Consider the following 24,806-nt stretch of genomic DNA (forward strand, 5'->3'; position numbering starts at 1 on the left):
GTATGTGTGATCATAACAAAGCATCTCTAGAGATAACGCCAGTCAGTTAAGCATTTTTAATCTTCCCCTTGCGAAGCGATGCTTCTCACCTTTTTCAAAGGAGAGGATATTTCAAAATTTAATCCTCAATGGTGTTCCCCTCTTTTTCAAAGAGGGGCTAGGGGAGATTTATCAATCAGTAATAATGAAATGATGCTTAACTCATCAGCATCAATCCTAGAGATGCTTTTGTGTCGATTATAGGGCTTATAGGAAACTTGGTAAGTGACGAGCCGGATCAGTTTCACGTGCTGCTAGAGCATCAGATATAGTCATGCCTAATGCTTTCGCAATGCCTTCACCATAAGCAGGGTGGCACGCATGACAGTTTCGAATATGACGGTATTTGATGAAGTCTAATGCATCACCCATCGCACGTGCAGTATTGTCAAATAATGCTTGCTGCTGTTCAGGTGTCATCAATTCAAACAAGGCACGAGGCTGACTGAAATAGTCATGATCATCTTCACGATAATCCCAGAAATCTGCATCACCATTGATTTTTAATGGGGGTTCTTTGTACTGCGCTTGCTCTTGCCATTGACCAAAGCTGTTTGGTTCATAGTGCGGTAAGCCACCATAATTGGCATCAGTACGACCTTGACCATCACGGTGATTACTATGAACAGGGCAGCGTGCTGCATTGACTGGAATTTGTTGATAGTTCACACCTAAACGGTAGCGTTGTGCATCTGCATAGTTAAATAAACGTGCTTGCAACATACGGTCAGGTGAAACGCTAATACCAGGCACTAAGTTACTTGGTGCAAAAGCAGATTGTTCAACATCTAGGAAGAAGTTTTCAGAGTTGCGATTGAGTTCAAACTCACCCACTTCAATCAGTGGATAGTCGCCATGAGGCCAAACTTTGGTTAAATCGAATGGATGATATGGCACTTTCTCTGCATCTTGTTCTGGCATAACCTGAACAAAAAGCGTCCATTTTGGATAGTCTTGACGTTCGATCGCATCGAATAAATCACGTTGGTGGCTTTCTCGATCTTGACCAACTAATTCGCCCGCTTCGGCATCGGTTAGGTTTTTAATCCCTTGTTGTGTTCTGAAATGGAACTTCACCCAGAAACGTTCATTAGCTGCATTAATCAAGCTGTAGGTATGACTACTAAAACCGTGCATATGGCGGTAGCTTGCAGGAATGCCGCGATCTGACATAACAATGGTGACTTGATGTAAGGCTTCTGGAAGTAAGGTCCAAAAATCCCAGTTGTTGGTGGCACTACGAAGGTTGGTTTTTGGATCACGTTTAACAGCTTTGTTTAAATCAGGAAACTTACGTGGGTCACGTAAAAAGAAGACAGGGGTGTTATTTCCCACCATATCCCAGTTACCTTCCTCGGTATAGAATTTTAATGCAAAACCACGAATGTCTCGTTCAGCATCTGCGGCACCACGTTCACCTGCAACCGTGGTAAAGCGTGCAAACATTTCTGTTTTTTTACCAATTTCGCTAAAAATTTTAGCGCGAGTATATTGGGTAATGTCATGGGTGACAGTGAATGTACCAAATGCACCTGAACCTTTGGCATGCATACGGCGCTCAGGGATCACCTCACGGACAAAGTTAGCAAGTTTTTCATTCAGCCATAAATCTTGGGCTAATAATGGTCCTCGTGCGCCTGCTGTCATACTATTTTGGTTGTCGACTACAGGGGCACCAAAGTCAGTCGTTAAGTGGCTATAAGGACATTTTTTGTCGTCTTGGCTCATGTTTTATCTCCATTCAGATGACTTGTGAGCTTAGTCATCTCAGTTGTTTGACCGTCTTCGAAAGAGATGTATTTACAATTCATTTGTGTGTTGGGTATCGTGATCACAGATGCCTAAACTTGGTTTTGCAATGAATGTGTTTACATCATTTATATTTTTACTCTAGATTGATGAATGCTTTTTTTCCAATGGATTAAAGTTGATGTCATAAATGTTTTATTCGATTGAAGCTGTTTAAATCTTAAACATGAATCGTATTTTTTTGCAGATGTAAATTGTAAAAAAAATATAAAAAAACAATGAAAAATAAATATTTATGAGGTGTGATTATTTACGGGTAAAGAAAATTTAAGAATGCTTAAATGAAATATCATAAAAGCGATTTCCATCCAAATATGAGCGGTCTGATGTTGGAGTTATGTAAAAAAGGCATCTTGTTAAGATGCCTTGATTGATTTTTTTAAGCGCTGACCAAACGATTTGATTTGACCATATCGGCTAAACCGTGCGTTTTAAAATAATGTTCTAACCAACTTTTGATTACTAATGGGTTATTCATGTGTAGAACATCATCCAGTAGTTTTTGCGCGTCTGTCATCGGCACATGGCAAATCGCTTTTCTTACGCGCAGAATATTACTCGAACTCATTGAAAGGGTATTGAAGCCCATAGCCATCAATAAAACTGCTGATAACGGGTCGCCTGCCATTTCACCGCAAATACTGACTGGTTTTTGATGCTCATGACAGTCTTCGACTAAGCGTTTTAAGGCACGTAAGATCGATGGATGAAAGTGAGAATAGACGTTGGCGACATGTGGGTTATTACGGTCAACGGCCAGTAAATATTGGGTGAGGTCATTCGAACCAACAGAAAAGAAGTCAACTAATTCAGCAAACTCACCAATTTGAAACAGTACGCTCGGTACTTCGACCATAATGCCGAGTTTTGGTTTGGTGATTTTAACTTGCTCTTCTTCTTGAACCGCGAGCCAGTCACGTTCTAATAAATAAAGAACTTCCTCAACTTCACTGACGCTGGTGACCATGGGTAATAAGATATGTAAATTATTTAAACCAATACTAGCTTTCAGCATCGCACGAATTTGTGCTGAGAAAATCTCAGGATGATCGAGGGTAAAGCGTAGACCACGCCAGCCCAATGCCGAATTTTCTTCTTCAATGCTGAAATAAGGCAGATCTTTATCCGCACCAATATCGAGGGTACGCATAATCACAGGCTTGTTGGCAAAATGGCTTAATTGCTGACGATAAATAGCACGTTGTTCTTCTTCACCAGGGAAGCGTTCACGTAGCATAAATGGAATTTCACTACGATATAAACCAACGCCTTTCGCACCTCGTTGCACCCCACGAACCACATCAATCATCAAACCTGTATTGACGAATAACGGAATAGAGACACCATCAGGGGTAATTGCATCCTTGGTTTCGTATTGCTTCAAATCTTTTGCGATTTGTTCTTCTTCTTTTTGAACTTCTTTATAACGTTGACGCAAACGACGTGGTGGATTAACAAAGATACGCCCTTGATAAGCGTCGACAATCATTTCAATGTCATCGAGGGTGGTAATCGGTAATTCAGTCACACCCACTACAGTTGGAATACCTAAAGCACGTGCCACAATCACCATATGTGAATTGGCTGCACCCTCAGAGGTTACAATCGCAGCAATCTTATCTACGGGCAGTTCCACCAAGGCAGCCGTACTGATTTCTTCACCAATTAAAATACTGTCTGGGCTAAGTTCACGGTGACTCGAATCATTTTCTTGTAAGCAGGCTAAAATACGGCGACCGAGGTCTTTGAGATCAGAGACACGTTCACGTAAGTAATCATCTTCCATTTGTGCAAAAAGCGCCACATGCTTATCAATGACTTTACGAACAGCACCTTGCGCCCAACTTCCTGTACGAATATGATCTTTGATTTCACTTGGCAAGGCATTTTCATCTAACATCCGTAAGAACACGCTAAATAATGCGCGTTCTTCTGACATCAATGAATCTTTCATTTTTTCATCTAAAGATTGAATCTCCAGACGTACCGCAGCAATCGCTTGATCTAATAATTCAAGTTCATCACTAATATCTTCGGCTTCACGATCGGGAATTGCAGCCAGATCGGCTGGTGGATAGAGTACGATGGCACGACCTAAGGCGATACCTCCAGCACCCGAAACACCTTGGAACGTTTTGTAAGATGAGCCACTGGTGGGCTTGCGGAAAACATCAATATTTCCGACGGCATGCGCATGTGCGATAACCCCAGAGAGTTGTGCACATAAGGTGACAAGAAATGATTCAGCCGCTTCACTAAAGTCTTGAGGTTCTTGGTTTTGAACGACCAAAACCCCCATCACTTTACGGCGGTACATGACGGGTACGCCGAGAAATGAATTAAACAGTTCTTCACCTGTTTCAGGTAAATAAGCAAAGCGTTCGTGTTTTGGTGCGTTGTCAAGGTTGACGATTTCTTCGCGTTTACCGACTAAACCGACAAGACCTTCACCGACATTTAAAGAAACATGCCCGACGGCTTCAGGTTTCAAACCTTTTGAAGCCATCAGCACATAGCGTTTATTTCGTTCGTCTAATAAATAAATTGAGCACACATCCACATGCATCGCTTCAGCCACATGATTGACCATAATGTCCAAAGAGTCATGCAAACTGACGGACGCATTAATTTCTTGCACAATGCGTCTAAGCGTGTCGAGTTGCATGTTTGACATGGATGTTTACTCCAATTTATAAATCGTTATCGGTCTAGTTATAACAGCTCTTTTATCAAAAATCATTGCTTAAAGTGATGATTTGTTGATGATTAACGCTGCGGTAATTGTAAACATAATTCCATCATGGCTTTGCGGTAAACATCTCGTTTGAAGTTGACCACTTGACCTAACGGATACCAGTAACTCACCCATTGCCATTCATCAAACTCGGGTGGATCTGATAGATTTAACTGAATATGATGGGGCGATGCCGTTAACTTCAGTAAAAACCATTTTTGCTTTTGTCCAATACATACGGGATCAGAATCTGACCGAATGTATCGATGTGGCAAACGATAACGCAGCCAACTTTTAGTCTGCGCTACTATTTGGACGTGTTCGGGCAATAAACCGACTTCTTCTCTCAGTTCACGATAAAGTGCCTGTTCAGGGGTTTCTCCAAACTGGATCCCTCCTTGTGGAAATTGCCAAGCATTGTGACCAATGCGTTTTGCCCATAAAACTTGTCCGTCATCGTTTGCCAAAATGATCCCGACGTTGGGTCGGAAACCTTCTGAGTCGATCATTTGGCTACCTAAATTTTCTCTATATCGTTGACTTTGATCTCGGGGACAGTCACTCTTCACGTCCAACTCGAAAAAGGTCAAAGTAAAATGTTTAAAATTGCTATGATCTTAACGAATTTTTAGTCACTTACGGAAATAGATTTACGTTTTTTTTCTTTAATTTGCATTTAAATGAGCATTTATATGAAATTGGCTTTGTTTGATTTAGATCACACCCTGTTAAATACCGATTCTGACCACTCATGGGGTGAGTTTTTAGTGAATGAAGGTTTGGTTGATCCAGTTCATCATCGTCAAATGAATGACAAATTCTATGAGGACTATAAGGCAGGGCAGCTAGACCCGATTGCCTATAATGAATTTGTCTTTGAATTTTTGACCAAGCATGACAATACTTATTTAACTGAACTACATCAGTTGTTTATGCAAAAAGTGATTCGCCCACAAATGCGTCCAAAAGGATTTGATGCAATCAAGAAGCATCAGGATATGGGACATGCGATTGTTGGGATTACTGCAACCAGTGATTTTATTACTGCTCCGATTTTTCGTGAATTTGGTATTACCGAAATTATTGCTACGAATGCTGAAGTGCTGGATGGAAAGTATACGGGTAAGGTGACAGGTTTACCTTGTTATCAGAAAGGAAAGCTGGCTCGTTTGGATCAGTGGTTACAAGGACGAGAAGTCGATGAGTCTTGGGCGTATTCAGATTCAATCAATGATCGTTTCTTGCTTGAGTATGCAACCCATGCGATTGCGGTAAATCCAGACGATCGTTTAGAAAAATTAGCGCAAGAACAGAGTTGGGATATTCAAGACTGGTCGATCATATCCGTATAATCTTTGTTTTGCTCACATAGCACTCATTATGTTAGAAGAATAGGTGTTATGTGAATAGGAAATATTGTGAATAATAAGAATTCAGAACGTAGACGATATCGCCGCTCAGATTGGGGTGAACAATTCACTAATCAAAGTTTTGATGTCTTGATTAGTGAATTGTTATTCTATTTGATTATCCTGTTATTTGGGAGTGCAATAGGCGGCATTATTTTTGCCTGCATAACGTTTGGATTTGGCGCATTATTTTTGGTTTTACCTTTTGTGATGCTGCTTTATTATGTTGTTAGGAAATTTGTGAAAAAATAAAAATGAATGATCAACATCATGAGTTGAATGAAATATAAAAATTATTTATCTGATCCATTCAATTTATTGTTATAACACTACTGAATTTATGTCGGGGGTGTTATGAAAAAACAACAACTTAAACTGCCAAAACAACTATGGACAGAAGAGAGCATTGATCTTACCAGACACAGCTATCAAGGTAAGCTACTCACCAAAAGTGAAGGTTTTAAATTAGGCAAAACACAACGCAAAAAAATTCCGCGTGAGCAATTATCACAATTGTCAGAACGACCAAAAGATACAACGGCTTTAACGATTTATGATTGGAGCAATCAAGGTCGTTTAGAGCAACTTAAACCAATTCGTGCCAAGCGTATGAGTGTTTCACCCTTTACGTTCTATCGTGGTATGCCGTCATTAATGTTGTTTGATCAAGCTTGGGAACAACATAACTCAGGATTATTTCAACAGATCTGTGGGGATTGTCATTTAAGCAATTTTGGTGGTTTTGCTAGTCCTGAACGTAATCTGTTATTTGGAATCAATGATTTTGACGAAACTTTAGTTGCGCCATTTGAGTGGGATTTAAAACGTTTAGCGACCAGTTTTGTGATTGCAGCACGTGATATTGATCTTGCTGATAAAGTCGGTTTAAAAGCCATTAAAACCATGCTGAATAGTTATCGCCAACATCTACTGCAAAATACTGAATTATCACCGCTACAAGTTTGGTATGACAAAGTTGATGCTAGTACGTTGTTAGAAAATACGGAATGTCGAAAACTGAGAAAGAAGCGAGAGAAGCATCTTGATTCAGCACAAAAAAGAAATGCACATTCTGTTTTACCAAAACTCACACAACAAGATCAAGAAACAGGATTTCGCTATTTCGTTGATGATGCACCATTGCTTTGGCATCCCAATACAGATGAACCTTTTAGCCAAAGTGTTGAGACTTTCTTTCAGCAATATCGTGATTCATTGAAATACGATCGCCAAGTTTTATTTGACCGCTATCAACGTAGCGATGTTGCTTTAAAAGTGGTTGGGGTGGGGAGTGTTGGAACACGATCGGCGATTGCTTTATTTCAGGATGCAGATCGTGAACCTTTGATCTTGCAAATGAAAGAAGCTAATCCTTCAATTTTGAGTCCTTTATTCCTTGAAAAAGTGAAACATGAAGGTGAGCGTGTCATACATGGTCAGCAGTTGATGCAAGCGGCAAGCGACATTTTCCTCGGTTTTTCTACCTTAGAAAAACATTTCCATGTGCGTCAGCTCCGTGATATGAAAATCTCAGTTGATTTAGCGGATATGGATGATAATTATTTTTATGAATATGCCGAAAGCTGTGGCTTAGCTTTAGCGCATGCACATGCAAAAGCAGGAAACGCCGATGTTTTGATGGGTTATCTCGGTGAGGGAAGCACCATTGTAGAAGTCTTACAACAGTATGCAACACAATATGCAGAGCGTAATTTAAAGGACTATCAGCAATTTATGGATGCGGTGGCAGATGCTAAGATCCAAATTGCTGGAGATGAAGCACTTTAATCAATAAGTACGTTACTACAGATTTAATGAAATAATTCAAAAGGTTTAAGAAAGATGTTTAATAAAATTATGTCAGGTTTGGGTGTGCAAGGTGTGACTGTGGAAACACGTTTGCATAATCCAACTTTACAAGCGGGTGGAACATTAGAAGGGGAAATTAGTTTTAAAGGCGGCTCATCTGATAAAGAAATCAATAGTTTGTATTTACAATTGATGACCATCGCCGAAGTTGAGTCAGGGGATCATGAATTTAATCAGCCTTTGATCTTGGATCAGTGGTTAATCAGTTCAAGTTTTTTATTAGCTGCACATCAATCCCATCATATTCCATTTACGATGCAGTTACCTGAGGAGACGCCGATAACAGAGGTATCTTGTCGCCGTAATGGGACTCGCGTTTGGATCAATACACATATGGATGTTGATTGGGGACTAGATGCAACTGATCGTGATTATTTAAGCGTGTTACCAACACCAACCATGCAAGTGTTTTTACAAGCAATGCAACAATGTGGTTTTGTCTTATCGAGTGTCGATGTAGAAAAAGGACAACTCACGGCACGTAATTTTCGATCAACCATTGGTTGCTACCAAGAATTAGAGTTTGTTTCTTCACATCTGTTCAGTGGCTTTAATGAGGTTGAAGTGTCATTTGTTGCAGAAGCACATCAAACGCATGTGATGTTAGAAGTGGATCGAACCTTGCGTTCAGATCAGCTATTGACGATGACACTTCCAAATCAGCAATTAGATGTGGATCAAGTGACGCAACAAATTCGCCGTTTGTTAAAAATAGGATAATCTATATCATCAATGCCTCCCATATTGGGAGGTTTTCTGTCATATAACTGTCATCTTTTTTTCTTAAGATGACAGTATGAAAATAAAAACAAATCAGGAAGAACAGACTTCCAATATGCTTGATGCATTACTCAAATTAAAACGCCAGCAACCTACGATCAAAACACGCTGGATCATGTTACCCATCTTAGTCTTATTGGTCATGTATAGCTGGCAACAGCAATTTTTTACGGCTTGGGTGTTACTTCCATTCATTTGGACAGTGATTGTTGTGAATCAAGCGCTGATTGCTCGAACGAGACGAGACAAATTAGAGAGGATTGAGCAACTCAAAATTGATCCGATGTTTTGGAATAAATTAAAACAACAATATCCCGAACTGAGCTTAAAACAACGTCGACTGATTGAACTTGGATTTAAAGATTACTTAGCATTACATGTGATGCAAAAACAAGCCTATGCCATGCCATCACATGCAGTCGATGCTTTATGGCATGTGATGTTGCAATATCCGATCCAATATCAGCAATTATGTGAGCAAACCATAGGTCGAACGTTGAATCATAGCCCTTATGACGGAACAACGAGACCAGAAGAACAAGCAAAGCAATTATTTGAAGCTTGGAAATATAGCTGTATGTTACATGGATATAATCCAAGCAATACGATGCAATTGCCACGATTATTTGCGGTTGATCAGGTGTTGGGTTGGGAATATGGGCAATCGTTTGAACTGGCGCAAATGACTAAAGATTTTGCAAAATATATGCAATCTCAATCATCTTCATCCAGTTGTGGCAGTAGCTGTAGCAGTTGTGGCGGAGGCGGTGACTAACTTAGTTTTAGCTAGCCTAGCCAAGTTGCATCATATTAATTAATTCTTCCGCCGCTTTAGACTGAATCCGTGCAGGATGCCACACCATACCCAGTTGACGTTGCATATCGAGATTGAGATCAAGTTGTTTTAAATCTTGATTCACCAACGTTTTAGGTAACACTGACCAACCTAAGCCAATAGAAACTAACATCCTGATTGATTCTAAAGGATTGTTGCTCATGCTGATTTTAGGTTTTAAGCCTTTCTTTTCAAATTCAGCCAATGTGATCTGACTGGTATAGGTATGTGCAGCAGGTAATAGGCTTGGATAAGCGATTAAATCTTCTAATGTGAGTTGTGTTTGTTGAGCCAATGGATGAAAGGGTGATGCGACAAAAACCAAAGGGTCATTCCACATTGTCAAATAGTTGAGGCGATCATCTCCAACTGGCGGCAAAGTTAAAAATGCCAATTCGAGTTCACCTGCTAAAACTTGTTCATGGGCTTGCTCTGAATCAACGAAATGCACATCTAACCTGACTTGTGGAAAACATTGCACAAAGTTCTTCAATGGTTCTGCCAAATGATGTAGTCCAATATGGTGACTGGTGCCAATTTTTAAACGACCTTGAACCTGAGTTTGCTCATGGCTGAGTGTATGGTGAATTTCGCCCAGTTCATTGAGCCATGTTCTCACCTTGGGTAATAAAGAGTGTGCAGCATGGGTAGGTTGGATACCTCGTCCTGCGGATTCAAACAGTTTTACCCCAAAATAATCTTCAAGGCTGTGGATTCGTTTGGTTACCGCAGGTTGAGTAATAAAAAGTTGTTCAGCTGCTAAAGAAATTGAACTGGTTTCCATGACTTTGACAAATGCTTCAAAAGCAGCGAGATTCATATTGATTTATCCAAGAGCATTCTAAAATTTAAGGTAAGTCGTTATTGAGTGAGATTCAACTAAAAACGATTCCAAATCTTTTCATGGAAGAAAAAAGCAAATGCTTGTACGGTCGGTTCAAGTAAGCTCAAGGTTGCAGACATGAGCAAGTTTCCTGTAATGGCATAGGCAACCAACATGGCAACACTAATATGGAGAATATAGTAACTCAAGGTTTTCTTTAACGTTCGTTGATTGTTGAGTACAAATTGCTGGATGTTTGACATGATGCTCACCAAATAAATTTTATTTATATAAATAATAATCATTATCATTTGAAAAGTAAAAAGGAAATTTTGATTGATGATGATTGGATTTATAAATAATGAATGAATTACTAAATACTTATGGTGAAAGATTAGATCTTTCATTTGAAGTGGGAGAGTGAATAAGCTGAATTTATGCCTCTTGATGAGAACGTTCTCGGATCATCTTAAAACTCAAACTTATTATTCCAAAAAGTTTGATAACCAATAAAAATGATAAATTAGATTTATGTGAAACCATTGCTATAATGAATTTAAGATTTAGTTACCCAGTCCTATGACAAGCACGTTGGAGAGCGACGACATGGCAGGCAAGACATTATATGACAAATTATGGGATGACCATTTAGTTAAGCAACGTGATGATGGTTCAAGCTTGATTTATATTGATCGTCATTTATTACATGAAGTGACTAGTCCTCAAGCATTTGAAGGCTTACAACTTGCTAATCGTCAGCCTTGGCGTTTAAGTGCCAATGTCGCAACACCTGACCATAACGTTCCAACCTCTAAAAAAGAGCGTGAACAAGGCATTGCGGGGATCGAAGATGATACTTCTCGTATCCAAGTTCAAACTTTAGATGATAACTGTAAGACCTTTAATATCACTGAATTTGGTATTAATGATATTCGTCAAGGGATTGCACATGTGGTTGGCCCAGAGCAAGGTTTAACTTTGCCGGGTATGACGGTGGTATGTGGCGATTCACACACTGCGACACATGGCGCTTTTGGTTGTTTAGCGCATGGTATTGGAACTTCTGAAGTTGAGCATGTGTTGGCAACTCAGTGTTTAGTACAGAAAAAATCAAAAAACATGTTGGTTCGTGTTGATGGCGTATTAGGCAATGGCGTGACATCGAAAGATGTAGTGTTGGCGATCATTGGCAAGATTGGAACAGCTGGTGGTACAGGTTATGCCATCGAGTTTGGTGGTCAAGTGTTCCGTGATATGTCGATTGAAGGTCGTATGACCGTATGTAATATGGCAATCGAGGCTGGCGCGCGCGTGGGTATGGTTGCTGTAGACGATAAAACCATTGCTTATGTAAAAGATCGTAACTATGCACCGAAAGGCGAACAGTGGGATCAAGCAATCGCTTATTGGGATACCTTGCATTCGGATGAAGATGCTGTATTTGATGCGGTTGTCGTCTTAAATGGTGCAGAGATTGAACCACAAGTGTCTTGGGGAACTTCTCCAGAAATGGTGATTCCAGTTTCACAAGCTGTACCAACTTTAGAACAAGCCAAAGATGATGTGCAACGTAATGACTGGACACGCGCTTATCAATATATGGGCTTAATAGCAGGTCAGGCATTGTCTGATATTCAGTTAGATCGCGTGTTCATTGGTTCATGTACCAATTCTCGTATCGAAGATATTCGTGCCGCAGCAGATGTGGTTAAAGGGCGTAAAGTTGCTTCGAGTATTAAACAGGCGATGATTGTGCCTGGTTCTGGTTTAGTGAAGCAGCAAGCTGAACAAGAGGGCTTGGATCAAATTTTCTTGGAAGCTGGTTTTGAATGGCGTGAACCAGGTTGTTCAATGTGCTTAGCCATGAATGCTGATAAGTTACAACCGGGTGAGCATTGTGCTTCGACTTCAAATCGTAACTTTGAAGGTCGTCAAGGGAACGGTGGTCGTACCCATTTGGTGAGTCCAGCAATGGCAGCAGCAGCAGCAATCGCAGGTCATTTTGTTGACGTTCGAACATTTTAAAAGTCTCCTCTAACCCCTCTTGTCCAAAGAGGAGAAAAGTCCCCCTTTCATAAAGGAGGACTTAGGGGGATTAATCAGTTAATTGGAAGTTTTAAAATGAAAAAATACACTGTAGAACAAGGTGTCGTTGCACCATTAGACCGTGCCAATGTCGATACCGATTTGATTATTCCGAAGCAGTTTTTGAAGTCGATCAAGCGCACAGGTTTTGGTGATAACTTATTTGATGAATTGCGCTATTTAGATGAAGGTTATTTGGGTCAAGACATTAGTAAGCGCCCAATTAATCCTGAATTTGTATTGAATCAGCCACGTTATCAAGGTGCAACCATTTTGTTGGCACGGACTAATTTTGGTTGTGGTTCAAGCCGTGAACATGCACCTTGGGCTTTAAATGAGTATGGTTTCCGTACCGTGATTGCGCCAAGTTTTGCTGATATTTTCTTTAATAACTGCTTTAAAAATGGCATGTTGCCTGTGATCCTCTCTGAAGAGATCGTGGATCAGTTATTCAAAGAATGTGCTGAAGAAGGCTATCAGCTTACGATTGATTTAGAAGCACAAGAAGTACGTACACCAAAAGGTGATGCATTTAAATTTGAGATTGATCCATTCCGCAAACATTGTTTATTGAATGGTTTGGATGATATTGGTTTAACTTTACAAGTTGCGGATGATATTCGTGCTTTTGAAGAAAAAGCCAAACAAGTACGCCCTTGGGTATTTCAAGATATACAAGCTTAGGTTTTATTTATATTTTATCAATATAAACATGGCTTAATGTCTTGGAGCATTTTAAACATAGTCATAGCACAGACATTGAACTCTTGTTAACATGCGAGTAAATCTATTTGCTTGCATGTTACATGATATGAGGACTGGGCCTGAATAATGAAAACAAGACTCGCTCGCAGTATTTTACTGTGTTTAAGTGTTGGTACGTTGTTAACCGCATGTCAGAATACTCCGAATGTGGTCGATCAAGTTCGTATCGCACAAACGACATTAGAAAATAAAGTGGATAATGTAACTTTATATTGTTCAGGTGTCGAAAATTGCGAGTTTGAAAGAATAGGTGATCTTGCTGTAATTGATGCAAAGTCGCACCGTATTAGCCAACAGGCAATGGAGCGAGGAATCGTCAGATTACAAGGTTCAGTTTTTAGTAGAAAACAACAAGTCTACTTAAATGTACCTGCCAAGCAATATGAGGTCGTTATTCGATTCTATCCGATTTCGCCTGATCGAGCTGAAACCTTCCATGTCATTCATGCGTTCAAGCCCCACCAAAGCTATACCTTTAAAATGTACCGAGACCGCGCATATCGTTCAGGTAGTTTACTCAATGTTTCTGTACCTGAGCCATTATGTGTTGATTTACAGCAAGAGCAACATACGATTCGTCGATTCTGTCGCCCATTTGATGTGAGTACCGGTTTAGGCGAGTTTATTGAGAAAAAGATTTAATTGGTTTGCAGTCGTAACTGCTGTACATAGGAAATTGGAAAATAAATGTCTAAACATATTTTAATTTTAGCGGGTGATGGTATTGGTCCTGAGATTGTTGGTGCTGCTGAAAAAGTGCTAACAACAGTCAATCAAAAATTTAATTTAGGTTTGACATGGGAACAAGGTTTACTGGGTGGTGCAGCGATTGATGCACATGGTGAACCGTATCCTGCTGTGACGAGCGAACAAGCAAAAAATGCAGATGCTATTTTATTGGGTGCAGTCGGTGGTCCGAAGTGGGATACGATTGAACGTTCGATTCGTCCAGAACGTGGTCTATTGAAAATTCGTAGTGAATTGAATTTGTTCGCTAATTTACGTCCTGCGATTCTTTATCCGCAATTGGCAGATGCTTCAAGTTTGAAACCTGAAATTGTTGCAGGTTTAGATATTTTGATTGTTCGTGAGCTGACGGGTGGGATCTATTTTGGTCAACCACGTGGTATTCGTGAATTAGAAAATGGTGAGAAGCAGGGCTATAACACCGACGTTTATTCTGAAAGTGAAATCAAACGTATTGCTAAAGTTGCTTTTGAACTTGCTGGTTTACGTGGTGGTAAAGTTTGCTCTGTCGATAAAGCTAACGTATTAGAAGTCACCGAGTTATGGAAGCAAACGGTCACTGATTTGCAGCAAGCTCAGTATTCAAATATCCAATTGTCACATATGTATGTTGATAACGCAGCAATGCAGTTAGTACGTGCGCCAAAACAATTTGATGTGATTGTGACTGGTAACTTATTTGGCGATATTTTATCGGATGAAGCTGCAATGTTAACAGGTTCTATCGGCATGTTGCCTTCTGCATCTTTAGATGAGAATGGTAAAGGTATGTATGAGCCATGTCATGGTTCTGCACCCGATATCGCAGGTCAAAATGTTGCTAATCCACTTGCAACGATTCTTTCTGTCGCAATGATGCTACGTTACACTTTCCGTGAAGAAGCCGCTGCGAAAGCGATTGAAGATGCAGTAGGTCAAGTTTTGGATCAAGGTTTGCGTACAGCTGACATTATGTCTGAAGGCATGACCAAAGTTGGTACAGATGCGATGGGTGAAGCTGTCGTTTCAGCACTGAACTAAGTATTTAAGTAAATAAGAAACGCAGCTCAAGCTGCGTTTTTTTTACTCTAGTTCTAGAAAGCTAGCAAGCTTTGCCTTCATAACGAATCGAGCGAGCGATTTGTTGTTGATCGAGTTCAAAGATAATATGACAGTAAAAATTGATGTCATAAGATTGACTATAAGTTGTGCTCGTGGAAAGATGAGAGCCATCTGAAATTCCCATATTCATAGGTATAGGGATATTCATAGGTCGAAGTACTGTAAAAACTAAATTTTGATTGGTCTTTTGAGGTTGTTTTAATGTTTGATAGCCTAGGCTTCTCAGATTAAGATTTTGTTGAATATTATCGGCTGATTGACCAATATAAGGTTGTAAGTAGTCTTGGAGTTTAACAGATTGCCATCCGGGTGTTGTACAACCTTGTAGAATGAGAAAAAAAGCAAATATAAAATATTTAGAATTCATCCTGATAATTTCCTTATATTGATATGAAATATTGAAATTTTATGTATTCTATTGCTTAAATCAAATAAAGACAAAAATATACAAACTTGTCTATTTTTTGGCAATATTCAATTCAAATAAAATATGCTTAGATATGTTGCATAATGAGGCGATTGGGAAAACTTGATGCGCAAGATAATACTTGGACTTATATGTGGAGCTTTAGCGCCATTAAGCTATGCGGATAATTGTGATAAGGCTCGTAATACCTATGATGATATTTATTGTACCAATAAAATTTATGCCAGTGCTGATGCAGATTTAAATAAAAATTATCAGCAATTAAGACATCAACTTAATGAGACACAACAAAAAATTCTTAAAAAGTCACAGCTCGCATGGATTCGTCATCGAGATGCTCAGTGTACCGATGATCAGCAAAATAGTGTAAATGTGCAATGCCGATTGAGTACGACACAAGAACGTAATCATTGGTTAGTAGAGCGGTTGCGTGAATGTCAAACAATTGGATGTAAGACAACTCGTTTAAGTGAATAAATAACAAAAATTAAGCATAGAAAAAAAGCCACGAAATGTGGCTTTTTTGCATTCACGAATCTCTTAGCGCGCGCGGTAAGTGATACGACCCTTTGTTAAGTCATAAGGTGTCATTTCAACTTTTACACTGTCGCCCGTCAAAATACGGATATAGTGTTTACGCATTTTACCAGAAATGTGAGCAATAACTTCGTGACCGTTTTCTAAACGTACACGGAACATCGTATTAGGAAGCGTTTCGGTGACAACGCCTTCGAACTCAATGAGTTCCTCTTTATTGGCCATAGCCTACCTGATGATCAAATTGGAAAGGGGCAAATTATAGTCAATTTATTTGAATTTTACAAGGTTAAGTCACAGCAAACCTTTTAGATGTTTATTAGTAAAAACTGTCAGACAATCGACAATTTTTTTTAACAAAAGAAGCAGAATATTGTTGTCAGTTTGGTCAATCAACGTTAATCTAAAAATTATTGTTATTGTCACAAGAACGTATCTACAGGGAAGGGCACTGCGTGGGTCAGTTAACAGATGCATCAGTTGTATTGCGCTTTGGTTATCAGGCAATTCGTAAAGCAGGATTGCCAACTGAAGAGATTCTAACAAAAGCAGGAGTGGCACTTAATCAAATTGATACCAATGCAAGAACACCATTGAGTGCACAAAATGCATTTTGGATTGCTGCACAGGAAGTGAGTCATGATCCAGATATTGGTTTGCATTTAGGCGAACATTTACCACTCTATCGTGGTCAAGTGATTGAACATTTATTTATCAGTAGCGAAACTTTTGGTGAGGGGCTAAAGCGCGCTTTAGCTTATCAACGCCTCATTAGTGATGCTTTTGATGCAAAGTTAATTGTAGAAGATGGTCGTTGTTACTTAACCAATGGCGAACAATTTTGGTCAGATAGTTTGGTCAATCGCCATTTTTCTGAATGTGCGATGTCAGGTATTTTGCGTTTCTTTAAATTTATTACTGAAGGTCAATTTCAGCCGATTTATATTGATTTCAATTTTAATGATGGCGCAAATGATGATGAATATTTCAGAGTATATGGTTGTCCTGTGAGTTTAGGACAAAAAGCAACACGCTTATATTTTGATGCGGCTGTACTTGATTATCCATTGTGGCAAGCTGAACCAGAATTACTGCAACTGCATGAACAACTCGCAATTGAGAAGTTACAAGAATTAGCACGTTATGATTTAGTTGGTGAGGTTCGCCGTGCCATTGGTTCAACTTTAGAAAGTGGTGAAACAACCTTAGAAACGGTTGCAGCTCAATTGAGCATCACACCACGTCGCTTAAGAACACAACTTAGTGAGGCGAATACCAGCTTCCAGCAGATTCTTTCAGATTATCGTTGTCGTTTAGCGAAGAAACTATTGGCGAATACCAATGAAAGTGTAGAACGGATTGTGTACCTCACTGGTTTTTCTGAACCAAGTACCTTCTATCGAGCATTTAAGCGTTGGACGAATGAAACGCCTGTCGAATATCGTAAGCGTAAACAGCGTTGATTGTTATAAAAGAAAAAGCCTTATCTGACGATAAGGCTTTTTTTATTCAGGTAAATTCAGCCATTGTGGCCCTAAAGGCAACTGCGGCAGATTAAACTCATCTGGATAATAGGCTTGGATAAAGTACAGACCATCGGAAGGAGCGGTAATACCCGCAGCGGTACGGTCTTCTGCGGCGAACATGGTATCAATATGATCAATCTCATATAGACCTTGTCCGATTTCCAACAAACATCCCATGATATTCCGCACCATGTGGTGCAAGAAGCCATCGGCTTGAATATCTAAGACCAGATAGCGACCATGTTCAAATAAACGACAATGTTTGATATGGCGTATAGGTTGATTGGACTGGCATGCTGCTGCGCGAAACGTCTCAAAATTATGAGTTCCTTCGAATTTTGTTGCAGCGGCAATCATCTTCTGTATGTCTAATGTTTGATAGAGATGAGTCACTTGCTTATACAATAAGGCTGGGCGAGTGGGTGCGTTATACACCACATAACGATAACGTCGTGCCACGGCTTTAAAACGAGCATGGAAGTTTTCATCCATGCATTTAATCCACTGGATTGAAATATCTTTGGGAAGTTGACTGTTAGCCCCACGAATCCAGCCGAGTTCAGGACGGATTGCTTCAGTGTCGAAATGCGCCACCATGTTGGTTGCATGCACACCGGCATCCGTACGGCCAGCACCATGCAATACAATCGGTTCATTGGCAATGTTACTTAGAACTTTTTCTATGCTTTCTTGAATAGTGATAACGCCAGCCTGTTGGGTTTGCCAACCACGGTATTGAGTACCGCAAAATTCAATACCAATTGCATAACGTTGCATGTTCTAACCTCAATATTAGTGTTGATGCCAATGTTCGAACCATTGTTCGTGGGTTGGGTATTTTAAATACATTTGCAGTGTTTTTGCATATAAATCGGCATGGCTATGACAATCATTGAGCAAAACTTTGGCAGTTTGAATCCATGAGCTTACCGCATAACGTTGATCTAGTTGCCCAAAGGTGACTTGGGTGCTCACAATCGGCAGGCATTGTCGTTGATACAATTGTTCAAATAAGCTAAGAATTTCATCATTGATGGCTATATTGCCTGTACCAAAACCTTGCAAAACTAGGAAGTGAGGTGGGGCAATCAGTATATTTTTTAACTGTAAAATCAATTGCTCTTTTGCAATTGGCTGCAACATCAAATTGAGCAGGCTGAGTTGATCTGCTTGCTCAATTTGTTCATCTTTTACAATAAAATGATCAGATGTGGTTTTACAAAATTGTTCTGCTTTGATACCAACAAAAGCATCGAGCTCTGTAGTATGTGCTTTTAATGTGGTTTGTGCATGAAAAATTTGTTGGTGGAAGGCAAGATAAACACCGCTAGGTAAATTAAGCACCTGTTCGAGAGCGAAATATAGATTTCCAATCGCATCGGTGAATTCGCGGGTATTGTTACCTTCAATATTGAGTAAAGGATATTGGCTGCCTGTAATAATGGTATGACAGGAGTGCCCCAAGAAACGGGCAAGTGTTGCCGCAGCATAGCTCAGCGTATCTGTCCCATGAATAATGACAAAGTGTTGGAAACCACTGAGTTGTAATTGCTGGATCTGTTGTACTAATTTTAACCAGTCTGTTGCAGTGCAAGCACTACTGTCTTTAATACTTGGTGCAGCAAAACATTCGACTGATAAATGAGAGGGAATTACCTTGGTTAATAAAGGTAAAAATTCCTGTTGAGGCATTGGCATGAGTGGTTCACCAATACAACCAAATGTCCCACCCATATAAATTAAAGCAATTTTTTTCATCATAAAAAAAGCAGTCTGAGAGACTGCTTATATTAGACTGATCAAATTCAGGAAGCTATTTGATTCAGTAACATTTGTGAGCGTTGTTGTTGCTCCGCATTTAAAAGCGTTTGGCTGCTTTTTAATAATTCGCGTGCAGACTCATAGGCACCTAGCTCGATATATTGTTCAGCGAGGTCTAAATTAAGTTCTGCTTCATCTAGTTGCTGTAGGTCAGGAAATGATTGTACTAAAGGATCATGAACGGCAACTGACGCGCTTTCAGCGCTTGCTTCGATAGGCTCGACTTGAACAGCAGTTTCAGTAACTTCAACTTGCTTATCTGCTTTTGGTTCAAAATTGAAATCTAAAGTAGGTGCTGCTTCAGTTTTTTGTTCTGTAAGCTCTAGATTTGATAAATTAAAATCTAATTCAGGTTTTGCTTCTTCAACAGTAGGCGCAGACTCTAAATTAAATGAAAATTCTAAAGGAGCAGGTTCTTTGCTTTCTTGTGGTTCAATTGTCGTAGGTGCAGCTTCAACAGATTCTTTTTTCTCAAATGAGAAATTAAAGTCTAATGGCTGAACTTCTGTCACAGGTTCAGCTGCTTTCACTTCTTCTGCTGGAGCAACATATTCAGATTGTAAATCATCAAAAGATTGCGATGCTGCAGAAGGCGTTAATGCATCAAAGTCTGCGGTATTTTGTGGCGCAACAGGGGTGTCAGGCGCACTTGGTTGGTGAAAATGATTTGAAGAAGAACTAAATTCAATCGAATCGGGTTGTTTATTCTTTTCATATTCACGTTGTTTTGCTTCAGCCGCATAAGCAATATCTTCTAGCTTTAAGGCATGAATATGTTTGATCAATTGATCAATCGCAAAATCATCTTTCTGTGCCAAATGAATGTCAAGTAAGAACAAATATAATTCATGCTGAGAATTATCTTGCTTTAAGATCTGATTGATCTGAGCCTCAACACTTTGGTATTGACCATTTTGAATTTGTTGTTCGATTTTTTGGCGTAAAGCATCTGAAATCGCAGTGGTGGTTGGCGGGGCAGATTCCTGCTCTTCACGTGCTAATGTTGTACGTGAAGTCTTAGTTGTAGCTGCTTTTTTCGTTGATTTTCCTGTAGCACCTTTTTTAGGTGTTGCAGTATTTTGGTTGCCACTGCGTTTTTTTAAAACGATTGCAACAACTAATGCAACGATTAGCAGTACAATTATTATAGTTGACATGATCTATACCCCTTAAAGATAGAGCCGCTTTGGTGCAAATTTATGAGAATCTTCTCGTAACTTAGCGTGTTGGCTTTTTAGTTTCCTGCTGTGCTTTCAGCTGATTTTGTAACTCAGCAAGCCGAGTATTTAAGAGCTGAATACGTTGTTCCTTGGTACGTAATGCCAATTCTAACTGTGTTACGTTTCTTTGTAATGTAACGGTTTTTTCTCGTGCTGTCATAACTTTTAATGATAAATCTGCACTGGTTTTCTGCTGTAGTGTGTCTTTTTTCGCACTTACAGTACTTGAATCTTGATTGCTTTCAGCGACAAGTGACATTTCAGCTTGTTGTAAGCGATATTTGGCCTTGTTTGATGTTGGATGGGTTGTTTGTGCAACAGTTTGATTTGTTGTTGTATTTCGACGAGTTAGATTTGTATTGAGATTGAAATTTAAACGAGATCCTTGTCTCAAGCGATTTGCATTACCGCCGATAAAGGCATGTTCATTTTGTGCTTTGATTTGAGTCATAACTTTAGCAACAGGCTGCTGAGTTTGTGCTGCGATTTGCTGAGCGATACTCCACAACGATTCATTACGTTGCACAACATGTTGTTGGGCTTGATTATTCACTGGAGCCGTTGAATTATTGCTTGAGACTGGTGTCTTTTTCTTAGCTTGTTGTGCTGTATTTGGGGGCTGTTGTTGCTTTTTACTTTTTTCTGGTTGCTCCACAGGCTTTGGATCAAGTGCTTTTAACTCTTTCTTCACTGGTGAAGTATCAGGGGTATCTGTCGCTGTAGCCATTGCTTGAATTGGCGGTTGTTTGTTAATAATTGTGGTTGGTTTGGGTTCAACTTTTATTGGGGCTGGGGTAATGGTATTGCTGTTTAGCTCAATTTTGCTGCTTGTTTGGGCTGTCACTGTTGCTTGAGTTGGGATTGGTGTTGTCGTAACAGATATAGCTGTTGTAACCGATGGTTTTTGTTGCGAGTTGTTCAATGCCGGTGGAATAGCCGATGATATATTTAATAAATTTTCTTGTTTTAAATTAGGTTCTTTTGTATCTGTTATCTTTGTAGTTGTCGGTGAACTGAATCGAGTACTTTCAGGTAAGTTTAGCGCGATATCTTTTTCACTGACAATATATTTAGGTGAAAGTGATTTTTCATTAGCAGCCGTTTTGGTTGATAGTGTTTTTGTACTTCTCCCCATAGATTGCTTAATGTGTTTTAAATGCGTTGCACCACTCTCTTGAATTTTTAAAATAATATTCAGTTCGGCATCGGTCATTGGTCGTGTAGAGGTCATTACAATCACGCCTTCGCCTTGTGCATTACGACGCGTATAAAAATTGAGACCGCTAGGAGGTTGATGTGCTGCACCAATCATGAGTAGATCTTCTGGCGTCGCTAAGCTTACCTCTAACTTGGCATTTGGGTTAGCTTGATGAAAGCTCATTTCAGCATAGAGTAATTCACCAGGCGCAGACTGAATTTGCAATGGATCGAGTGTAATCGCATAAAGGTGTTGCGAAGAAATGATGGCTAAAATGGCAACTTTTAATTTGTTATAAACAGTCATCTCGATCCATGAAAAAGTGATGTTTTAGTCAATTCAAAAGTATACATTACTGTGATGTAAATGAATTGTAAAATATTCATCTTTCATAAAAAACAAAAGCCGATCAAATGTGATCGGCTTTTGTTTTTTAAATGTTTTTGCTTAAGCGTTCTTGTATTCAACTAAAATGCGAAGCATACGACGTAACGGCTCAGCAGCGCCCCAAAGTAGCTGATCGCCTACTGTGAATGCGCCTAGATACTCTTTACCCATATTGAGTTTGCGTAAACGACCGACCGGAACAGTTAAAGTACCAGTCACCGCAACAGGGGTAAGATCAGTCATTGAGGCTTCACGTGTATTCGGAACAACTTTCGCCCATTGGCTTGATTGACGAATCATGTCTTCGATTTCATCAAGCGCAACATCTTTTTTCAATTTCAAAGTGATGGCTTGAGAGTGACAACGCATTGCACCGATACGAACGCAGTGTCCATCAATAGGGACGATTTGTTGATTACCTAAAATCTTGTTGGTTTCAACTTGACCTTTCCATTCTTCTTTCGATTGACCGCTTTCGAGTTGTTTGTCGATATAAGGGATCAATGAACCTGCTAATGGCACACCAAAGTTAGATTTCGGAAAACTTTCGCCACGTTGTAATTCAGCAATTTGACGGTCAATGTCAAGAATTGCAGATTTTGGATCATCTAATAAGGTTTTGGTATTGTTGTACAAATAGCCCATGCCAGTGATCAGTTCACGCATGTTTTGCGCGCCAGCACCAGAAGCGGCTTGATAAGTCATTGAGGTTGCCCATTCCACTAAATTATTTTGGAATAGAGAACCCAAGCCCATCAACATTAAAGAAACTGTGCAGTTACCACCTACAAATGTTTTAGTACCATTGACTAAACCATCTTTGATAACATTTAAGTTAACTGGATCAAGTACGATGATTGCATCATCAGCCATACGTAGTGTAGACGCAGCATCAATCCAGTAACCATCCCAACCTTCAGCTTTCAGCTTAGGGAAAACTTCAGAGGTATAATCACCACCTTGACAGGTTAAAATGACATCCATTTGCTTCAGACTATTAATGTCTGATGCATCCATAAGTGCTGGGGCAGTCTTACCACCAAATGAAGGCGCTTCGCCACCTGCATTACTGGTAGAAAAATAGAATGGCTCAATATGAGCAAAATCATTCTCTTCAACCATACGTTGCATCAGGACAGAACCAACCATCCCACGCCAACCGACCAGACCTACTTTCATGTCATTTTGCCTCGGTATGTAAAAAACTTTAAAGGGGTTAGAGTGTATCAAAAGCGACCACAACTGCAAGCTTTACGTAAATAAAACGATAATTTTATTGAGTGGAATAACTTGTTTGTATTAGATAGAAAATTGATAACGCTATAACTTTATTAAGAAATCTCAAATAATCCTAAGAGTACAATTAACATGATATGGATTGAATTTTGTGCAGTATTGGTTATTTGGTTGAGTCTATGGTCATTGATTCCTCGTGATGAGTGGTGGTTTCGAGTTGCTGACTTTCCACGATTGCAAATTTTAGCGATAGGTCTCGGTGCTTTCGTCGGTTTCCTATTTATGCAAACTGAATGGGCTCTGCACAGCAAGTTTTTATTTGTTGGCGTTATTGCTGCAGTCGCTTTTCAGTTGAAAATGATATTGCCTTATACACCTATATGGAAGAAACAAGTTCAGCAAGTCAGGCAGGGGCAGTTAAATACAGCGCAACAACTTTCGGTGTTAGTGGCAAATGTTCTGACTCCCAATAATAAATATCACTTACTTTTGCAGCATATTCATGACTTACAACCAGATATTATTTTAACGCTTGAGTCAGATCAGATTTGGCAAAATGCATTAGAACCGATAGAGCAAGCTTATCCGTATCGCGTTGCTGTACCTTTAGATAATTTATATGGTATGCATTTATATAGCCGTCTAGCTTTAATTGAGCCTGAGATTAAGTTTATTTTAAGTGATGAGATTCCATCGATACATGCTTCGGTAAAATTGCGCTCAGGCATCCATGTCCAATTATATTGTTTACACCCCAAGCCACCTAGTCCAACTGAAGCTAAAGATTCAACTCTAAGAGATGCTGAACTTTTAATGGTTGGTGATCGAATTAAAGATTTAGATCAAAGCTGTATCGTCATGGGGGATTTAAATGATGTGGCATGGTCAAGAACAACGCGCTTATTCCAACGCATAAGCGGTTTGCTTGATCCTCGGGTGGGACGATATTTTATGAATACTTTTCATGCAGACTATCGATTCTTACGTTGGTCTTTAGATCATATTTTTCATAGTACTGATTTTGGTTTGGTTGAGATGAAACGGTTGTCTCATATTGGTTCAGATCATTTTCCGATTTATGTGGTTTTACAAACGGGGCGTATTTTTGAACAACAGCAAGAAGAGTTAGAACAAACGGCTGACGATGAGCAAGAAGCACAACAGACGATTCAAGAGGGAATAAAAAAGGCTGAGCAAGAGGAGAAACAAGTTGTAGATGAATTAGCTCAACCATATAAATAGATCAATTAGTGAAATCTAAATACAGAGTGATGTAAGCAATATCGTACAGTGATTTAGGTCGACAGCGAATAGTCGAGTGCTCTCAAAAGGTTTATTCTAAATACATCAGCACAGGGACGCAGGAATGGATTTCCGATTAAGGATAGCAACGCTGAGATGGAAAACGCATTATGGATATGATGCACGCGATGGAAGCAAGATAATAAAAAATGATGT

The 24,806-nt window shown here is 39.5% G+C and carries 24 protein-coding genes; 12 read left to right on the forward strand and 12 right to left on the reverse strand.

All coding sequences use genetic code 11. The annotated features are described in order from the left end of the window. Positions 1 to 246: 246 nt before the first annotated feature. The 3 genes from MMP60_RS08840 to MMP60_RS08850 all read right to left on the reverse strand — a co-directional run bounded on the left by MMP60_RS08840 (position 247) and on the right by MMP60_RS08850 (position 5,091). A complete protein-coding gene (locus MMP60_RS08840) occupies positions 247 to 1,767 on the reverse strand; it encodes a catalase (protein ID WP_241335918.1) in 1,521 nt (506 codons plus the stop codon). 460 nt (positions 1,768 to 2,227) lie between these two features. Further along, positions 2,228 to 4,522, reverse strand: a complete 2,295-nt coding sequence (gene ptsP, locus MMP60_RS08845; RefSeq protein ID WP_241335919.1) for a phosphoenolpyruvate--protein phosphotransferase — start codon at positions 4,520 to 4,522, stop codon at positions 2,228 to 2,230. A 92-nt stretch (positions 4,523 to 4,614) separates the two neighbouring features. Beyond that, on the reverse strand, positions 4,615 to 5,091 hold the full coding sequence (locus MMP60_RS08850; protein ID WP_018677368.1) for an RNA pyrophosphohydrolase: 477 nt from the start codon (positions 5,089 to 5,091) through the stop codon (positions 4,615 to 4,617). Between the two features lie 183 nt (positions 5,092 to 5,274). Between MMP60_RS08850 and MMP60_RS08855 the strand changes: the two genes are divergently transcribed. The 5 genes from MMP60_RS08855 to MMP60_RS08875 all read left to right on the forward strand — a co-directional run bounded on the left by MMP60_RS08855 (position 5,275) and on the right by MMP60_RS08875 (position 9,415). Further along, the gene (locus MMP60_RS08855) at positions 5,275 to 5,934 is read left to right on the forward strand and encodes an HAD family hydrolase (protein WP_241335920.1); all 660 of its coding nucleotides are present in this window, start codon (positions 5,275 to 5,277) and stop codon (positions 5,932 to 5,934) included. A gap of 66 nt (positions 5,935 to 6,000) precedes the next feature. Continuing rightward, positions 6,001 to 6,243: a hypothetical protein gene (locus MMP60_RS08860; RefSeq protein ID WP_241335921.1), complete on the forward strand. Its 243-nt coding sequence runs from the start codon at positions 6,001 to 6,003 to the stop codon at positions 6,241 to 6,243. A 102-nt stretch (positions 6,244 to 6,345) separates the two neighbouring features. Next, positions 6,346 to 7,779 carry a DUF2252 domain-containing protein gene (locus MMP60_RS08865; RefSeq protein ID WP_241335922.1) on the forward strand — a complete coding sequence of 478 codons (1,434 nt, stop codon included), beginning with the start codon at positions 6,346 to 6,348 and terminating at the stop codon, positions 7,777 to 7,779. Between the two features lie 54 nt (positions 7,780 to 7,833). Continuing rightward, a complete protein-coding gene (locus tag MMP60_RS08870; protein ID WP_241335923.1) occupies positions 7,834 to 8,580 on the forward strand; it encodes a sporulation protein in 747 nt (248 codons plus the stop codon). 76 nt (positions 8,581 to 8,656) lie between these two features. After that, positions 8,657 to 9,415, forward strand: a complete 759-nt coding sequence (locus MMP60_RS08875) for a hypothetical protein (protein ID WP_241335924.1) — start codon at positions 8,657 to 8,659, stop codon at positions 9,413 to 9,415. Between the two features lie 16 nt (positions 9,416 to 9,431). Here the strand turns inward: MMP60_RS08875 and MMP60_RS08880 are convergent, their stop codons facing one another. Further along, positions 9,432 to 10,295 (reverse strand): LysR family transcriptional regulator, encoded by an 864-nt coding sequence (locus MMP60_RS08880; RefSeq protein ID WP_241335925.1) that lies wholly within the window; start codon positions 10,293 to 10,295, stop codon positions 9,432 to 9,434. 59 nt (positions 10,296 to 10,354) lie between these two features. Next, the gene (locus MMP60_RS08885) at positions 10,355 to 10,561 is read right to left on the reverse strand and encodes a DUF2061 domain-containing protein (RefSeq protein WP_018677362.1); all 207 of its coding nucleotides are present in this window, start codon (positions 10,559 to 10,561) and stop codon (positions 10,355 to 10,357) included. 343 nt (positions 10,562 to 10,904) lie between these two features. On the opposite strand from MMP60_RS08885, the gene leuC reads away from it, so the two are divergent. The 4 genes from leuC (at position 10,905) to leuB (ending at position 14,915) form a co-directional block, all read left to right on the forward strand. Continuing rightward, positions 10,905 to 12,323 carry a 3-isopropylmalate dehydratase large subunit gene (gene leuC / locus MMP60_RS08890; protein WP_241335926.1) on the forward strand — a complete coding sequence of 473 codons (1,419 nt, stop codon included), beginning with the start codon at positions 10,905 to 10,907 and terminating at the stop codon, positions 12,321 to 12,323. A gap of 96 nt (positions 12,324 to 12,419) precedes the next feature. Next, the gene (gene leuD, locus MMP60_RS08895; RefSeq protein WP_241335927.1) at positions 12,420 to 13,067 is read left to right on the forward strand and encodes a 3-isopropylmalate dehydratase small subunit; all 648 of its coding nucleotides are present in this window, start codon (positions 12,420 to 12,422) and stop codon (positions 13,065 to 13,067) included. Between the two features lie 147 nt (positions 13,068 to 13,214). Then, positions 13,215 to 13,790 (forward strand): hypothetical protein, encoded by a 576-nt coding sequence (locus MMP60_RS08900; protein WP_241335928.1) that lies wholly within the window; start codon positions 13,215 to 13,217, stop codon positions 13,788 to 13,790. A 45-nt stretch (positions 13,791 to 13,835) separates the two neighbouring features. Further along, entirely contained in the window at positions 13,836 to 14,915 is a 1,080-nt protein-coding gene (gene leuB, locus MMP60_RS08905) for a 3-isopropylmalate dehydrogenase (RefSeq protein WP_241335929.1), read from the forward strand. Positions 14,916 to 14,976: 61 nt separating this feature from the next. Here the strand turns inward: leuB and MMP60_RS08910 are convergent, their stop codons facing one another. After that, positions 14,977 to 15,363 carry a hypothetical protein gene (locus tag MMP60_RS08910; RefSeq protein ID WP_241335930.1) on the reverse strand — a complete coding sequence of 129 codons (387 nt, stop codon included), beginning with the start codon at positions 15,361 to 15,363 and terminating at the stop codon, positions 14,977 to 14,979. A 165-nt stretch (positions 15,364 to 15,528) separates the two neighbouring features. On the opposite strand from MMP60_RS08910, the gene MMP60_RS08915 reads away from it, so the two are divergent. Further along, on the forward strand, positions 15,529 to 15,900 hold the full coding sequence (locus MMP60_RS08915) for a lysozyme inhibitor LprI family protein (RefSeq protein WP_241335931.1): 372 nt from the start codon (positions 15,529 to 15,531) through the stop codon (positions 15,898 to 15,900). Positions 15,901 to 15,963: 63 nt separating this feature from the next. Here MMP60_RS08915 and infA read toward each other — a convergent pair whose 3' ends face one another. Continuing rightward, positions 15,964 to 16,185: a translation initiation factor IF-1 gene (gene infA / locus MMP60_RS08920; RefSeq protein ID WP_001284370.1), complete on the reverse strand. Its 222-nt coding sequence runs from the start codon at positions 16,183 to 16,185 to the stop codon at positions 15,964 to 15,966. A 230-nt stretch (positions 16,186 to 16,415) separates the two neighbouring features. Between infA and MMP60_RS08925 the strand changes: the two genes are divergently transcribed. Further along, positions 16,416 to 17,423 carry an AraC family transcriptional regulator gene (locus MMP60_RS08925; RefSeq protein WP_241335932.1) on the forward strand — a complete coding sequence of 336 codons (1,008 nt, stop codon included), beginning with the start codon at positions 16,416 to 16,418 and terminating at the stop codon, positions 17,421 to 17,423. A gap of 42 nt (positions 17,424 to 17,465) precedes the next feature. On the opposite strand, the gene truA is transcribed toward MMP60_RS08925, so the two are convergent. The 5 genes from truA to asd form a co-directional block, all read right to left on the reverse strand. After that, complete coding sequence (gene truA, locus MMP60_RS08930; RefSeq protein ID WP_241335933.1) at positions 17,466 to 18,263, reverse strand: tRNA pseudouridine(38-40) synthase TruA; 798 nt, start codon at positions 18,261 to 18,263, stop codon at positions 17,466 to 17,468. Positions 18,264 to 18,278: 15 nt separating this feature from the next. Continuing rightward, the gene (locus MMP60_RS08935; protein WP_241335934.1) at positions 18,279 to 19,247 is read right to left on the reverse strand and encodes an asparaginase domain-containing protein; all 969 of its coding nucleotides are present in this window, start codon (positions 19,245 to 19,247) and stop codon (positions 18,279 to 18,281) included. 44 nt (positions 19,248 to 19,291) lie between these two features. Beyond that, entirely contained in the window at positions 19,292 to 20,464 is a 1,173-nt protein-coding gene (locus MMP60_RS08940) for a FimV domain-containing protein (protein ID WP_241335935.1), read from the reverse strand. 61 nt (positions 20,465 to 20,525) lie between these two features. Further along, the gene (locus tag MMP60_RS08945) at positions 20,526 to 22,031 is read right to left on the reverse strand and encodes a FimV domain-containing protein (protein ID WP_241335936.1); all 1,506 of its coding nucleotides are present in this window, start codon (positions 22,029 to 22,031) and stop codon (positions 20,526 to 20,528) included. A 141-nt stretch (positions 22,032 to 22,172) separates the two neighbouring features. Then, positions 22,173 to 23,291, reverse strand: coding sequence for an aspartate-semialdehyde dehydrogenase (asd, locus tag MMP60_RS08950; RefSeq protein WP_241335937.1), 1,119 nt, complete (start codon positions 23,289 to 23,291; stop codon positions 22,173 to 22,175). 189 nt (positions 23,292 to 23,480) lie between these two features. Between asd and MMP60_RS08955 the strand changes: the two genes are divergently transcribed. Continuing rightward, on the forward strand, positions 23,481 to 24,590 hold the full coding sequence (locus tag MMP60_RS08955; protein ID WP_241335938.1) for an endonuclease/exonuclease/phosphatase family protein: 1,110 nt from the start codon (positions 23,481 to 23,483) through the stop codon (positions 24,588 to 24,590). Positions 24,591 to 24,806 lie beyond the last annotated feature (216 nt).

It is taken from the genome of Acinetobacter sp. ANC 4805, from assembly GCF_022549495.1.
Taxonomy (GTDB): domain Bacteria; phylum Pseudomonadota; class Gammaproteobacteria; order Pseudomonadales; family Moraxellaceae; genus Acinetobacter.

What these genes read in the sequence shown, in the direction of transcription:
- MMP60_RS08840 (WP_241335918.1), bottom strand. Translation starts at nt 1,767, where the DNA reads ATGAGCCAAGACGACAAAAAATGTCCTTATAGCCACTTAACGACTGAC.
- ptsP (WP_241335919.1), bottom strand. Translation starts at nt 4,522, where the DNA reads ATGTCAAACATGCAACTCGACACGCTTAGACGCATTGTGCAAGAAATT.
- MMP60_RS08850 (WP_018677368.1), bottom strand. Translation starts at nt 5,091, where the DNA reads ATGATCGACTCAGAAGGTTTCCGACCCAACGTCGGGATCATTTTGGCA.
- MMP60_RS08855 (WP_241335920.1), top strand. Translation starts at nt 5,275, where the DNA reads ATGAAATTGGCTTTGTTTGATTTAGATCACACCCTGTTAAATACCGAT.
- MMP60_RS08865 (WP_241335922.1), top strand. Translation starts at nt 6,346, where the DNA reads ATGAAAAAACAACAACTTAAACTGCCAAAACAACTATGGACAGAAGAG.
- MMP60_RS08870 (WP_241335923.1), top strand. Translation starts at nt 7,834, where the DNA reads ATGTTTAATAAAATTATGTCAGGTTTGGGTGTGCAAGGTGTGACTGTG.
- MMP60_RS08875 (WP_241335924.1), top strand. Translation starts at nt 8,657, where the DNA reads ATGAAAATAAAAACAAATCAGGAAGAACAGACTTCCAATATGCTTGAT.
- MMP60_RS08880 (WP_241335925.1), bottom strand. Translation starts at nt 10,295, where the DNA reads ATGAATCTCGCTGCTTTTGAAGCATTTGTCAAAGTCATGGAAACCAGT.
- MMP60_RS08885 (WP_018677362.1), bottom strand. Translation starts at nt 10,561, where the DNA reads ATGTCAAACATCCAGCAATTTGTACTCAACAATCAACGAACGTTAAAG.
- leuC (WP_241335926.1), top strand. Translation starts at nt 10,905, where the DNA reads ATGGCAGGCAAGACATTATATGACAAATTATGGGATGACCATTTAGTT.
- leuD (WP_241335927.1), top strand. Translation starts at nt 12,420, where the DNA reads ATGAAAAAATACACTGTAGAACAAGGTGTCGTTGCACCATTAGACCGT.
- MMP60_RS08900 (WP_241335928.1), top strand. Translation starts at nt 13,215, where the DNA reads ATGAAAACAAGACTCGCTCGCAGTATTTTACTGTGTTTAAGTGTTGGT.
- leuB (WP_241335929.1), top strand. Translation starts at nt 13,836, where the DNA reads ATGTCTAAACATATTTTAATTTTAGCGGGTGATGGTATTGGTCCTGAG.
- MMP60_RS08910 (WP_241335930.1), bottom strand. Translation starts at nt 15,363, where the DNA reads ATGAATTCTAAATATTTTATATTTGCTTTTTTTCTCATTCTACAAGGT.
- MMP60_RS08915 (WP_241335931.1), top strand. Translation starts at nt 15,529, where the DNA reads ATGCGCAAGATAATACTTGGACTTATATGTGGAGCTTTAGCGCCATTA.
- infA (WP_001284370.1), bottom strand. Translation starts at nt 16,185, where the DNA reads ATGGCCAATAAAGAGGAACTCATTGAGTTCGAAGGCGTTGTCACCGAA.
- truA (WP_241335933.1), bottom strand. Translation starts at nt 18,263, where the DNA reads ATGCAACGTTATGCAATTGGTATTGAATTTTGCGGTACTCAATACCGT.
- MMP60_RS08935 (WP_241335934.1), bottom strand. Translation starts at nt 19,247, where the DNA reads ATGATGAAAAAAATTGCTTTAATTTATATGGGTGGGACATTTGGTTGT.
- MMP60_RS08940 (WP_241335935.1), bottom strand. Translation starts at nt 20,464, where the DNA reads ATGTCAACTATAATAATTGTACTGCTAATCGTTGCATTAGTTGTTGCA.
- MMP60_RS08945 (WP_241335936.1), bottom strand. Translation starts at nt 22,031, where the DNA reads ATGACTGTTTATAACAAATTAAAAGTTGCCATTTTAGCCATCATTTCT.
- asd (WP_241335937.1), bottom strand. Translation starts at nt 23,291, where the DNA reads ATGAAAGTAGGTCTGGTCGGTTGGCGTGGGATGGTTGGTTCTGTCCTG.
- MMP60_RS08955 (WP_241335938.1), top strand. Translation starts at nt 23,481, where the DNA reads ATGATATGGATTGAATTTTGTGCAGTATTGGTTATTTGGTTGAGTCTA.